Genomic DNA, 13620 nt, shown 5'->3' on the forward strand with positions numbered 1-13620 from the left:
TATCTAAATATTTATGTTCCAAAAGGGATTTTATGAAATTTTTTTGGTTTATTTTTGTCACATGGATAATTATTCAGAAGTTTACCTATGCAATAAGTTTTGAGGAAACTCTTAATATAATAGAAACAAATGATTTGGTCCAATCAAGTATTGAAAAAGGAAAAATGCTTTCAGAAGAATCTATCTCACTAAGTAGTTGGGGAGATCCAAAATTTTCAGTAGCTGCTATTAATTATCCAAAAGATTCATTGGATAGCAATAAATCGATGATGACTGGTATTAAATTTTCTCTCGCTCAAACAATTCCTCTGAGCAATAAGAATACAGACATTTTTAGAGCAGCACAAGAAAAATCATCTTCTCAAAAAGCACAGGCAAAACAACTAATCAGAAAATACGCCAAAGAAATTTGGTCTCTTGCTATTGAGAAACAAAAATATATTAAAATAGAAAAAATTCTTAAAGAAAATCTTAGTTGGATTTCTGATAATCTCAAAATAACAAACAGACTTTACTCAACCGGAAAAGTACCACAAAGTGCTGTTCTCAATATGCAAATGAGAAAGAGTGAACTTAATTCAAAAATAAATAATAATCAGTTTTCACAGAACTCCTTAGATCTAGAATTGACGACAATTCTTAATTCCAAATCAACCGTAAAACTGGATCTAAAATCTATTCCCTGGGATTATTTAGATTCATGGATGAATTCTAAGAGTGAATTTGATTTCAATGAAATTGTGCTTAAACATGAATTAGAAAGTAGCAGATTGAAACTACACTCCAAAAACAAAAATTTAATTCCAGATATTACATTAGGAGTCGCGTACATAAAAAGAAATGACCTCGATAAAAACGGTGATTTTGTAGAGGCAGGCATAACGATTCCTCTACCTATTAGCTCAACAAGGTATGCAAATAAAAGAAGTGCGATTCATGAAAACATTGCTCAAGAAAAAATATACAAAAACTATACTCAAACTCGACCTTTAATTCTTAGTAAAATTAAAAATGATATTTTGGATTTAGAAGATCAAATATCAATACTGCACCAACAGACTCTGCAATACGCAAAGAGTGCAAGAGATATAATTGCTAAATCTTATGCAAGAGGAGGAGATGATTTTTCAGAACTTCTAAGATCTGAACTTCAATATCAAAATCTACTGATGAATGAAGTTAATTTAATTACAAATATTCAACAGAAAAAAATTAATTATTTATTTATCAATGGTGATCACTTAACTCTAAGAGGATTAAAATGAAATTACTTTTAACATTAATATTGATATCTTCAAGTTTTTACTCATGCAATCAAAATAAAAATGAACATTTAGATTTCCATAAGCAACATCAAACAAAATCTGAAACATATTATACATGTTCAATGCATCCTCAAATAAAAGAAAAAGGCCCTGGGAAATGTCCTATATGCGGAATGAATCTCAGTAAGATAGAGATTGAAAAAGAAGTTAAAAAAACTGATATTAAAAGATCTGAAAAAGAAGATAGTCTATATTATTGTGAAGCAAATCCAGAAATAACTAGTTTGGCACCTGGGGTTTGTCCTATAGATGGAACTCAATTAATAAAGAAAAACAAATCTTTAGAAGTTGTAGCGAAAGTTAAGTTAAGAAAATCACAGGTTCGTCATTTTAAGGCAGATATTTTTCCGGTAACATCAATGAAAATGCAAAAAAAAATATTACTGCTTGGTACTCTTCTTAAATCAGAAGAACATGAATCGAGCATTACTGCCAGGGTCCCTGGTAGGGTCGAAAAAGTTCTTATAGAATCTACTGGACAATTCATAAAAAAAGGTGACCCTGTACTAAAACTATATGGGCCAAAACTTTTAACAGGTGCAGAAGAATATCTTCTGGCCAGAAAGAATTATTTTAATGATAAATCAAATAATGTTTTCAAAGAACTCTATGAGCAAAGTATTGAACGATTAACACTTTGGGGTGTTCATCAAAAGCAGTTAGACTCCTGGGCGAAAAATAATAAGATCCCTCGCGAAATTATCATCTATTCACCAGTAACAGGAATAGTAGAAGAAAAAAATGCTGTTGAAGGAAAATACTTTAAAGAAGGTCAAAGTTTTTTTAAACTTGTTGATTTATCAAAAACATGGGTAGAGATGGATGTATATGAACACGATTCCGCCTTGGTCAAAATTGGTGAACCAGTTGAGTTGAAATTTAGTGCCTATCCTGGTGAAACTTGGAGCGGAGTAATTGATTTTATTAATCCTGTTCTTGATCCTAAAACAAGAACTCTAAAAGTAAGAACTACCTTAGACAATAGTAATGGAAAATTAAGACCAGGAATGGTTGGAGAAGCAACTCTTATTGTAAAACTACCTTCAACTCCACTTGTCGTACCACGTACGGCCATCATTGATACAGGAAAAAGAAAAGTTATCTGGCTTGATACTGGAAACCATACATATACTGCAAAAAAAATTGTCACAGGATTTGAATCCGAAGGATATGTAGAAGTTAAGCATGGTCTTAAAGAAAATGATTTGGTTGTTATCGAGGGAAATTTTCTATTAGATGCTCAAGCTCAACTTACTGGAGGTTATGAAGATCCAACGGGAGAGACTTTATGATCCAAAAAATAATTGAATTATCTATTAAAAACCGTATCTTTATAGTTATCATTTTTGTTATTATAGCAATACTTTCACTTTTTTCCATCCAGCATGCAAAGATTGATGCAATTCCAGATATCGGAGAAAATCAACAAGTTGTTTTTACACAATGGCCAGGTAGATCTCCTAAAGATATTGAAGAACAAATTACTTATCCTTTATCTACTCTACTGCAAGGAATTCCTGGAATTGATAGAGTAAGAGGGACAAGTGCTTTTGGATTTTCTACTGTCTATATTATCTTCAAAGAGAAAGTTGATTTTTATTGGTCAAGAAGTCGAGTATTAGAAAAGCTCTCAACTGCAGGAAGTTACTTGCCTAAGAATGTTATTCCTACACTTGGCCCTGATGCAACGGGATTGGGCCAAATTTTTTGGTATACAATCGAAAACACAGAAAATAACCCCCATCCTAAATCTCTACAAGAGTTAAGATCAATTCAAGATTTCTATTTAAAATTTAGACTACAATCTGTTGAGGGCGTTTCAGAAGTAGCTAGTATTGGTGGATTTATAAAAGAATACCAAGTAGATGTAGATCCTAAAAAAATCATTGCCTTCAATGTCCACCTTCCTGAAATTATCAAATCAATCAAAAACTCAAATATTGATATCGGAGCAGAAGTCATCGAAGAAGGTGATCGCGAAATGATCATTAGAGGTATTGGATTTTTTAAAAGCATATCTGATATCGAAGAGGTTGTAGTTAAGGTAAGAAACACTACCCCTATCAGAGTGAAAGACTTGGCAACCGTACAGCAAGGTCCGGCCTTCAGAAGAGGGGCATTAGACAAAAATGGTACTGAATCAGTCGGTGGGATTGTAACGATGAGATATGGAGAAAATCCTAAGAAAGTAATAGATAAAGTGAAATTGAGAATTAAAGAAATTGAAAAAGGACTTCCAAAGGGTGTTGTATTAAAACCATTCTATGATCGTTCTGAATTAGTAAAAATTACGATGAATACAGTGAGTAGTGCACTTATTCAAGAAATAATCATAACAGGAATTGTAATTCTTTTTTTCCTACTGCATTTCAAATCATCTATCCTTGTTGGTCTTACATTACCTTTTGGAGTGGGAATCAGTTTTATTTTGATGTATTTGTTAAAAATTGAATCTAATATAATGAGCTTATCTGGACTAGTAATTGCAATCGGTACAATGGTTGACATGGGAATTATTATGACTGAAAACATATATTCTCATCTAGCAGATAATCCTAGGGCCGTGAAAAAAGAACGTATAGATATTATCATGAATTCAGCTAAAGAAATTGGGCCTGCTATATTAACTGCAGTCATGACTACAATTGTCACCTTCCTTCCTGTTTTTGCCTTAGAAGGAGCAGAGGGAAAATTATTCATCCCTCTAGCATGGGCAAAAACACTTGCAATGTTGGGTTCAGTCTTTGTAGCAGTAGTATTAATTCCTGTTTTATCCATTTTTATGCTTAAAGGAGAACTCAAACCTATTGAGAAAAATACTGTCAGCAGTAGTATTGTCACTACTTATAAATATTTTCTAAATTTAATACTGGCCCATAGACATTTGTTTTTGTTAATTCCATTACTTATTTGCATAGGTGGAGTTTTTGCTTATAAACATTTAGGTAAAGAATTTATGCCCTCCCTCAATGAAGGTGAAATTCTTTATATGCCTGTCACAACACCTGATGTAAGCATGACAAAGGCAAAAGATTTGCTTGCCTATACTGATCGTTTAATAAAAGAACATCCTCTTGTTAAAGATGTTATTGGAAAACTAGGAAGGGCCGATACAGCTCTTGATCCTGCACCAGTTGCAATGCTTGAAACATTAATAAAACTAGAGGATGAAGACACGTGGCCAGAAGGTACGAGTATATACGACATCATGCACGAATTAGATTCACAAATCCAAATTCCAGGTCTTATCAATGCATGGTTGTTTCCGATTGAAAACCGCATTGGCATGATCTCAACTGGAATTAAAACTCAAGTCGCAGTTAAAATTTTTGGGCCAGACTTAAAAGTACTGGAGAATCTTAGTATTAAGGTAGCAGATGTCATCAAAGATGTTAAAGGGGCCTATGGTATTTATGCCGAAAAAATAAATGGTAAACCATATATAGAATTTGTTATCAACCGAATTGCGGCCAGTAGATACGGAGTCAATACGGGAGATATTAATGCTATTATCCAGTCTGCAGTTGGAGGGATGACAATTGATCAAATGTATGAAGGAAGAGAGCGATATCCAATCAGAGTTAGATATAAAAAAGAATTGCGTGACAGACTAGATGAACTTAAAAGAGTGCTTGTGGCCACACCTAATGGCCAACACATACCAATTACTCAATTAGCTGACATACAAGTTGTTATTGGGCCTTCAATGATTCAATCAGAAAATGGACTTTTAAGATCTACAGTTCAGCTAAATGTAAGGGATCGAGATTTGATTGGTTTTGTGGAAGAGGCCAAGCAAAAGGTTTCTAGCAAAATAGATTTACCTTCAGGTTATTCATTACAGTGGGCAGGCCAGTTCGAAAACCAAGTACGTGCAAACAAAAGACTAATGTTTCTAGTTCCGATTTCATTGCTTATTAATTTGCTTATTATTTATTTTGGTTTTAGGTCTCTTACTCAAAGTTTGATCGTTTTAACCGTTATACCTGTGGCAGCATCTGGAGGATTATTACTTCTTTGGCTCGGTGGGTTCAATACATCTGTTGCCGTTTGGGTTGGTTTTATTGCCTTATTTGGTGTGGCCGTTGATGACGGAGTTGTCATGATGACTTTTTTAAAAGAAGCTTTCTTAAAACATCAACCTAAAAATATAAAAGAACTTCATGAAACAATCTCTGAAGCAGGTTGTAGGAGAATAAGGCCACTTATAATGACAACGGCAACAACAATCATTGCTTTGCTTCCAGTCATGTGGTCAACTGGACATGGGAGTGAAGTTATGCGTCCGATGGCCATACCAACCTTAGGAGGGATGTCTATTGAATTGATTTCCCTTTTTATTGTTCCTGTTATTTTCAGTTATATCTATGAAAAGAAAGTATTAAATAAAGGAGTTCTTGTATGAAATTTATAATCATTTTTTTATTTTCGTTTTTTACTTCTTTTGGCCTCTTGGCACAAGAGAGTCCGTTTAATGAAGTTTTGAAAAATTACGAAGAACTTAACAAAGCATTTTTCAACAATGACAATATAAATGTTAAAAAAAATTCTGAAATAATTTTAAAGTCAATTGAAAATATTCAGAATGAAAAGATCAAGAAAGCACTAAATTTTTCAATAACTAAACTCAATGAAATGAGTAAGAGTGATGATATAAAACAAAATCAGGAATCTTTTAATATTGTTTCACAGGCATTTTTGTATGTTATAAAATCCTATTCACCAAACAAAAACTATGTCCCCTACTACTGTCCTATGGTAAAAAAATATTGGATTCAAAATATTTCAAAATCTGATGTCGTCATGAATCCATATGCTTCAAAAACAATGCCACATTGTGGAGAAATGAAGAAATAAATGTTTTGAAGACAAAAAACAACTACACTTTTTCCTTTGCTTATGATTTATTAGAGACTCATAGGCAAAGGAAAAATCATGTACAATTTAGATAAAATCAGAACGTTAAATGAAAAAAGATACCCAAATTCTGATCGTCCATTCTTACAAGAATACAATCAGTATTGTATAGATAGAAAACCCTATAAAGGTTTAAAGATACTACACAATACGCCTTTGACTTTTGAGACGCTAGCGAAATTAGAAGGTCTATTACTGTCAGAAGCTGAAATCACAGTAAGTGCTGTGACGATTATGCCTCACAATGAAAATGCAGCACAGCTATTAGTTGAGGCCGGTGTAAAAGTTCAAATTAATCATGATTTCAAAGATGAATATGACTTGCATCTCGACTGTTGCGCTGAACTATACAATCATAGGTCTCCTAGAATAGGTGCTGTTGAACTCACAAGAACAGGGGCCATAAGATATATTGAAAATGAAGTCAATTATCCAGTCATAAATGTAGATGGTTGTATTGTCAAAGACCTAGAAACTATTTTGGGGACCGGTGAAGGATTCTATAGAGCCTTCAAAGAGCTCACACAGATTAATATGGTAAATAAAAATATTATATTATTTGGATTTGGAAAAGTTGGATATGGGATTTATAAAACTCTAGCAAATGAAAATGCAAACATAACGATTTGTGATGTTTCTGAAGAAAAAATTCAAAGCGCACAAAATCTAAAATTAAAAACTATTAATGGGAAAAATGGCAACGAAGTAAATGAAGCTTTAAAAAACTCTGACATTATTATAACGGCAACAGGTAGAGATGAGTTCATGTCTGATCAATATGATGTGTCTTTACTGGAAGGAAAAATTTTGGCCAACATGGGAGCAGGTGATGAGTTTGGAAAAAAAGTCCCAGAGAGTTGGGCCCTGGCCAACAAGGCCCCTATAAATTTTGTACTTGACCGTCCAACATTAATGAAATACATCGATCCCATTTTTTACTTACATAATCTTAGTGCTGATCTATTAATATCTACAAAGATGAAGGCCGGAGTAATAAATTATCCAGATTACCATGCAAGAGAAGTCTTAAACAAATGGCAATCTTTTCATAATGAGAGTTTGCCTAATATTGGAAATTAAATTTCTTAAATTCAATATTACATGTTCAAATCTAAAAAAGCTTCAGGCCAAAAAGAGTAAATGAGATCTAAATATTTTATGCCAACAATGGCATCGGAATAGTAAGTGATGAACAGAGCAATGCTAAGGCCTCTTGCTCTCTATAACTAATTACATTATCTTGATTTATTATACGAACATACTCCGTCACTAACTTCTCTTTGCTCCTCATCGTAAGTGAATCGAGTACATTTAGATTTTTAGCAATCATTGACGATGTCAATTCTTTCAGTGAATAAAATTTAGCATCTTTTATTTTTAAAATATCAATACTCATTTTAAAATTATCTTTTGATTTCTCCAACTCTCCATTATTTGAAATCAAGCTTACAAAAGATATGGCCACACTGGCCTCTTTACCAAGAGATGTGATCCTTTTTTTAATTTTGTGATTTTTTTTCTCGCTTATCGCACAAAGCATTGTATAGACAAGCATTTCAAAAATTTTAACTTTGCCATCGATATTTATTAATTTTTCTACAAGTTCTATTAAATTATTAAAGGAATCTTTTGGAGCTTTTTTAAACTTAGAGACAGCAATTTCTAGCAATGGCAGTCTAGCATTTTTTGAAATTAGTTGAATTTTAAAGAATGTTTTATAAACTTCTTTTGCCAATTCAAGTTCAACATTTTCTAAAAGTTTAAATTGTTTATCCCGAATTTCTTCTTCAACAGATATAAGATACGAGACGATTATGATCTTTGCACCAAACATATTTGCAGAAAGTTCTTTAATATCACTAGGGATTAATTCTAGTAGTGAATTAGCCCTATTAACCTCTTTAAGATTTATGGAACCAATTGAACCTACTATTTTCTCATTTTTAATTTCAATTGTTTTTTCTGAAGACAAATTTGATATCACCTCAGCTCTTGCATTATAATCATTTAAAGAAATCTCTCTGCTATAATATTGATCTAATTTAAGTCCTAAATCATAAAACTCTTCTTTCTCGAACTTATCAAAATTAAAGGTTTTATCAATTCTTTTGATTCTCTCTTCTGTAGGAGGATGAGTACTAAACCATGAATTGAAAGATTTAGCAAAGCACATATGTGATACTTCTTCTAAACTTTTATCACTAAAAAACTGATCATCAGACATTGCAAGTATTTTTTTTAGTACGCTACTCATTGCAGGTGCGTTTCGAGTGTATTGAACGGCCGAAGCATCTGCAAGAAATTCTCTTTGTCTTGAAATTGCAGATTTGATGATTCTGGTTATAAGCATACCAACGTATCCCATTACGAGAAGAACAAGCCCTATATATAGGATAGGATTTACACCTTTTTTATTGTTTCGACTTGAAGATCTATGTGAATCTTTAAATATATCTAATACAATTCGCCCTAGTAGATATAAAAAAGTAATTCCATAAACCCATGAAATAAGCCTAATATTTATGCGCATGTCTCCATTAAAGATATGACCGAATTCATGAGCTATAACGGCCTGCAATTCATCTCGAGTCAAACAACGTATCGCACCTCTGGTTACGCAAACTGCAGCATTCTTTATGTTATCACCAGCGGCGAACGCATTTATTGATTTTTCTTCCAAAATATATATTTCAGGAATTGGTACTCCTGAAGCAATTGACATCTCTTCAACGATATTGAACAGCTTTTTTTCATCAAGATCCTTAGTAAAAGAATCTATTTGAAGGCCTCCCATGGCATAGCATATTTTTCCTCCTCCTCCACTTAAACTAAATGATTTAAAAATTTTGGCAAAAAAAACAATAAGAGGAACAATCATGGACGTGTAAAGTAGATAAGACCAATCGTATTTTAGTCGATCAGTATTTGGGTCAACGTCTAAGCTGAGTACAAACCATATGCCAATATTTGTTAAAAAGATTATACTCAAAATCGCTAAAATAAAAAGAAACGCAAGATAGGCCGTATTTTTTTTTGATTTTCGTTGATGCTCAAAAAAATTCATCATTAAGCCTTAAAAGCTGACTTTAATATTTTCTCTTTCTTTTTGCTCTGAAATTTCCCAAAGAACAGCAGGAATAAAATTAAAAACTCCAGCAATTAGAGATCCTGGAAAAACCTCTCTTGAGTTATTGTACTCAGTCACTGTGTCATTATAAAATTGTCTCGCAAAACCAATTTTATTCTCAGTAGAAGAAAGCTCTTCCATGAGTCCTTTCATATTTTCATTAGCTTTAAGGTCAGGATAATCTTCTTGAATGACCATTAATTTTCCTAATGCTCCAGTGAGGGAAGATTCGCTTGCGAGTAAACTTTTCATGGCATCTGAATTTGAAGGATCTTGTGCGGCCATTTTCGCCGCTCCAAAAGCTTGATTTCTGGCCGAAATCACTCCTTCTAAAGTTTCACTTTCATGTTTCATATATCCTTTACAAGTTTCTACTAAGTTTGGAATAAGGTCATATCTTCTTTTGAGTTGGACATCAATTTGGGAAAATGCATTTTTATACTCATTTCTTTTTTTAATCAATCCGTTGTAAATTGAAATACCCCAAAAAATAAGTATAATAAAAAAAAATAAAATAATTCCTAATATACCTACTAATAAATTAATTCCAATCATTGCTCTTCCTTTTTTTAAAAATCAGTTGAAACTCTTTTTACTTTTAATAATAATAACATTCCAGGTATCGCCAAAATGGAACCTATTATAAAAAAACTGAAGTATCCTGAATATACTACCAAATGACCTGACCAACCCGCAACAAATGTTCGTCCAAATGAGGCCAAGGATGCGAATAATGCATATTGAGTTGCGGTAAATCTTTTATTTGTAAGAGAGGCCATAAAGGCAACCTGAGCAGCTGTCCCCATACCACTACTAAAATCTTCAAAGGAGACAACAAGTGCAAGCATTCCAAGTGTTTTACTAAAAGTCAAAATACTAAAAAGTGATGTTGATATGGCCTGCAAAAAACCAAAAAACCAAAGGGATCTCAAAATACCAATTTTATAGATGGTCCAACCTCCAACAAAAAGACCGGCCATACTTGAAATAAATCCTACACCTTTAGTTATTTCAGCAATATCTTTATTTGAAAAACCCATATCAACATAAAAAGGGCCAGTCATTGCACCTGCAACAGAATCACCCATTTTGTAAAATATGATAAACAACAAAATCCATATTGAATATTCTCGGACAAAAAATTCTTTAAAAGGGTTAATAATTGCATGTATAAATGAGTCAGGTCTATCACCCTCAACATTAGGTTCATCTGCTATTAAAGTTGTTACTACTCCAATAAGCATTAGGGCCGCCATCAATTGAAACATCTGATTAAATGAAAATCCGAAGGTTTCCGTATCAACAATCCATAGTCCAAATCCTGAGGCCATTAGCATTCCGATTCTATATCCATAGACCCCAATACTGGCACCAATTCCAAGTTCATCATCAGGTAAAATTTCACGTCGGTAAGCATCTACTGCAATGTCTTGAGTTGCACTAAAAAAACAAAGAATAAAGGCCATAAATGCCAAATAAGAGATTGATTCCGTCGGGTTTCCTAAACTTAAAAGTAATAGGGATGCAATTAGCCCAAATTGAGTTAAGATCAACCAGCTTTTTCTTCGTCCAAGATTGAAAAGAACGTACCGGTCTAAGAGAAAAGACCAAACAAAATTGAAGGTATAGGGCAAAGTGATCCATGAAAAATAACCAACAGTTGAAAGATCTACCCCCTCTCTTCTCATCCAGATTTTTATTGTAGAATAAAGGAGCATTATGGGTAGACCACTACTAAAACCCAAAAATAAAACAATCAACATTCTCTTTGAAGCAAGAGCTTTCATGAGGTCTATAAAACTATGATTTTTAGTCATCCTCTTTCCTTTACATTTAAAGCGAATATATTATCATTCAATTTGAATTTTAAAGGATTATTATAATTATGCATAGAAAAGAAATTCTTTGCTCCTCAGATCAATTATTACTCTATATAATCAAGTTAACACCCATAGAAATTCCAAGGAGGAAATCATGAAATTAATTTTACTTTTGGCCTTACTTTCACCAATAAGTCTTCTCGCGGCAGATGGTAGTTCTGGTTGTGGGCCAGGATGGTATATATTTAAGGACAATTCAATCCTCTCATCAATGTTACGAGCGACCACAAATGGTTTACTTTTTCCTGTAACAACTTTGGGGATGACATTAGGTACTTCCAATTGTAGCAAACATAAACTTGTTATGAGAGAAAAAGAAAGTCTACATTTTGCCATAAACAATTATTTTGAACTTAAAAAAGAAATTGCTTCAGGTGAAGGCCAGTACATTTCAGCTTTTACTGAAACGTTAGGATGTAGAGAGAGTATTTCAGATCAATTAGGTAACAAGCTTAAAGAAAACTATAGATCTATTTTCAAATCTAGTGAAATAAATCCTGAGGAGCTTTTGAGAGAAACATATAAAATTATTCTGACAGATAAAAACATTGCAAAATCTTGTTCAGATTTAGTTTAATTACTCTATTCTTTCTCAATTTTAGTGCCTTAGGTTCAATTTCAGATAATGAACTTAGGGCATTTGCTTTTTCAAACCAGTGGAAAAATCTTTATCTCTATAAATCAAGTCTATTTTCTCGTAGTGGTTTTCAATCAAAATCAGATGAGGACAAGTTTTTTTTCTCACCTATGGGAATTAAGGATCCTTACGCTGAACTAGTTGAGGCAATAAAAACTTTTCAAGAAAATAAGAAAGTTGGCCATATCAATTTAGAAGCAAGATGTGCCTTTCCGGCGCGCTATTATACTTTAAAAAAAAGATGGCCCTCACTTTTTAAAAATGAATCACAATGTCCAGATTTAGATGAGTGGTTAAGCAGGCTTGATACACAGGAAGTTTACCTCGTCTATGCTGGGCCATATCCGAATAATCCAGCTTCAATGTTTGGACATACATTTATTCGACTCAGGGCCAAACGAAATCCTCTTTTGGATTATATCGTTGGTTTTCAGGCCTCAGTTGATCCCAGGGATGGAATGATTAGTTATTCAATTAAGGGTATAACAGGGCAATATATGGGTTTTTTTAATTTAAAACCTTATTATATGAATATTGGTTTATACAATAATTTAGAAAGTCGAGGACTTTGGGAATACAAAATAGATTTTACAAAAGAAGAAATTCAATTTCTTTTAAAATTTATTTGGGAGATTTCAAACAATACAGGTTTTAAATATTATTTTTTAGATGAGAATTGTTCTTATTTTCTTTTAACTCTCTTAGAAGCAGTCAGGCCAGAATTAGACATTTCAACTTTTCATAGCTTAGCGATTCATCCAATTGAAACTGTAAAAAATGCGAAAAATATACTCGTCAAAACCAAATCCCTCTACAGAGCTCCTATAAAAAAGAAAATAATTCATCTATACAAACAATTATCTAGTGATGAACAAAAGATTTTTCAAAAATCATTAAAAAATGAAACAAAAATAGCTCAAGTATCTTCTCCTAAAGTTCTAGATTTAATTAACGAATATTGGAAATATGAAAACTACATTGAAAGAACCAAACTTGATGAAGAATCAAAAAAAATTATGAACACAGCACTTATTCAAAGGGCCTCATTGAAGTCCAAAAGTAATTTTATTCCACTAAAGAGTGATCTGGACCCAATACAAATCCACTCTCCAAGTAGAATTTCTGCTGGATTTAAGAAAAATAAAAAAAGCTCTGGTGAAACACTTTCTTATAAAATGGGCCATCATGGACTAACAGATTCTGAGAACGGTTTAACGAGATGGAGTTTTATTGATTTTTTGGAGCTCCAGTTCATAAGATCGAACAATAAAGTTCAATTTGAAAAATTTAAACTTGTTGAAATATTGTCTTTAGAGGGCATGGACCCCGTTTTTACCAATATCAGTTGGAGGGTAAAAGCTGAAACTATAAAAAATTGCTTTTTTTGCCGAGGACGACCTAGAACCTCAATTCTCACTTCGATAGGTCTATCAAAAAATTTTGAATCTTCTACATTTTGGTCTCTAATTGGGCAGGAATCTGTGTTTAATTTTTATCATTTTAACATCTATCCATTGCTCAATCTTGGCCTAAAAACAAAGTGGGATATCCTTTCGTACGCTTTAGATTTTAAAAGTACTTTTTGGAATGATACATATTTATGGGAAGTCATTAATTATTTAACAATAAATTTGAACGATGATTATACTTTAGAATTTTCACACCGTTTACAGACAGAAAACAGCAATGAGTTTGAAATTAAATTAAATTTGCATTTTTAAATAAGCATATAAT

The 13620-nt window shown here is 32.7% G+C and carries 10 protein-coding genes; 7 read left to right on the forward strand and 3 right to left on the reverse strand.

Features of this window, described 5'->3' with window-relative positions; genetic code table 11:
• The first annotated feature begins 32 nt into the window (after positions 1 to 32).
• From H6622_10355 to H6622_10375, 5 genes are all read left to right on the forward strand, one after another.
• On the forward strand, positions 33 to 1265 hold the full coding sequence (locus H6622_10355) for a TolC family protein (protein MCB9061913.1): 1233 nt from the start codon (positions 33 to 35) through the stop codon (positions 1263 to 1265).
• Entirely contained in the window at positions 1262 to 2617 is a 1356-nt protein-coding gene (locus H6622_10360; GenBank protein ID MCB9061914.1) for an efflux RND transporter periplasmic adaptor subunit, read from the forward strand. Before H6622_10355 ends, H6622_10360 begins: the two co-directional genes overlap by 4 nt.
• Positions 2614 to 5730, forward strand: a complete 3117-nt coding sequence (locus tag H6622_10365; protein MCB9061915.1) for an efflux RND transporter permease subunit — start codon at positions 2614 to 2616, stop codon at positions 5728 to 5730. The genes H6622_10360 and H6622_10365 overlap by 4 nt, the downstream gene beginning before the upstream one ends.
• Positions 5727 to 6182 carry a DUF3347 domain-containing protein gene (locus H6622_10370; protein MCB9061916.1) on the forward strand — a complete coding sequence of 152 codons (456 nt, stop codon included), beginning with the start codon at positions 5727 to 5729 and terminating at the stop codon, positions 6180 to 6182. The genes H6622_10365 and H6622_10370 overlap by 4 nt, the downstream gene beginning before the upstream one ends.
• Positions 6183 to 6260: 78 nt before the next feature.
• A complete protein-coding gene (locus H6622_10375; GenBank protein MCB9061917.1) occupies positions 6261 to 7322 on the forward strand; it encodes an NAD-binding protein in 1062 nt (353 codons plus the stop codon).
• Positions 7323 to 7398: 76 nt separating this feature from the next.
• On the opposite strand, the gene H6622_10380 is transcribed toward H6622_10375, so the two are convergent.
• The 3 genes from H6622_10380 to H6622_10390 are packed head-to-tail and all read right to left on the reverse strand — an operon-like array spanning position 7399 to position 11186.
• Positions 7399 to 9306 (reverse strand): M48 family metalloprotease, encoded by a 1908-nt coding sequence (locus tag H6622_10380; protein ID MCB9061918.1) that lies wholly within the window; start codon positions 9304 to 9306, stop codon positions 7399 to 7401.
• Between the two features lie 9 nt (positions 9307 to 9315).
• A complete protein-coding gene (locus tag H6622_10385) occupies positions 9316 to 9924 on the reverse strand; it encodes a LemA family protein (protein ID MCB9061919.1) in 609 nt (202 codons plus the stop codon).
• A gap of 14 nt (positions 9925 to 9938) precedes the next feature.
• Entirely contained in the window at positions 9939 to 11186 is a 1248-nt protein-coding gene (locus H6622_10390) for an AmpG family muropeptide MFS transporter (protein MCB9061920.1), read from the reverse strand.
• Between the two features lie 157 nt (positions 11187 to 11343).
• Between H6622_10390 and H6622_10395 the strand changes: the two genes are divergently transcribed.
• Positions 11344 to 11826 (forward strand): DUF3015 family protein, encoded by a 483-nt coding sequence (locus tag H6622_10395; protein MCB9061921.1) that lies wholly within the window; start codon positions 11344 to 11346, stop codon positions 11824 to 11826.
• A complete protein-coding gene (locus H6622_10400) occupies positions 11808 to 13607 on the forward strand; it encodes a DUF4105 domain-containing protein (GenBank protein MCB9061922.1) in 1800 nt (599 codons plus the stop codon). Before H6622_10395 ends, H6622_10400 begins: the two co-directional genes overlap by 19 nt.
• Positions 13608 to 13620: the final 13 nt, after the last annotated feature.

Source organism: Halobacteriovoraceae bacterium (genome assembly GCA_020635115.1).
Classification (GTDB): domain Bacteria; phylum Bdellovibrionota; class Bacteriovoracia; order Bacteriovoracales; family Bacteriovoracaceae; genus JACKAK01.

What these genes read in the sequence shown, in the direction of transcription:
- H6622_10355 (MCB9061913.1), top strand. Translation starts at nt 33, where the DNA reads ATGAAATTTTTTTGGTTTATTTTTGTCACATGGATAATTATTCAGAAG.
- H6622_10360 (MCB9061914.1), top strand. Translation starts at nt 1,262, where the DNA reads ATGAAATTACTTTTAACATTAATATTGATATCTTCAAGTTTTTACTCA.
- H6622_10365 (MCB9061915.1), top strand. Translation starts at nt 2,614, where the DNA reads ATGATCCAAAAAATAATTGAATTATCTATTAAAAACCGTATCTTTATA.
- H6622_10370 (MCB9061916.1), top strand. Translation starts at nt 5,727, where the DNA reads ATGAAATTTATAATCATTTTTTTATTTTCGTTTTTTACTTCTTTTGGC.
- H6622_10375 (MCB9061917.1), top strand. Translation starts at nt 6,261, where the DNA reads ATGTACAATTTAGATAAAATCAGAACGTTAAATGAAAAAAGATACCCA.
- H6622_10380 (MCB9061918.1), bottom strand. Translation starts at nt 9,306, where the DNA reads ATGAATTTTTTTGAGCATCAACGAAAATCAAAAAAAAATACGGCCTAT.
- H6622_10385 (MCB9061919.1), bottom strand. Translation starts at nt 9,924, where the DNA reads ATGATTGGAATTAATTTATTAGTAGGTATATTAGGAATTATTTTATTT.
- H6622_10390 (MCB9061920.1), bottom strand. Translation starts at nt 11,186, where the DNA reads ATGACTAAAAATCATAGTTTTATAGACCTCATGAAAGCTCTTGCTTCA.
- H6622_10395 (MCB9061921.1), top strand. Translation starts at nt 11,344, where the DNA reads ATGAAATTAATTTTACTTTTGGCCTTACTTTCACCAATAAGTCTTCTC.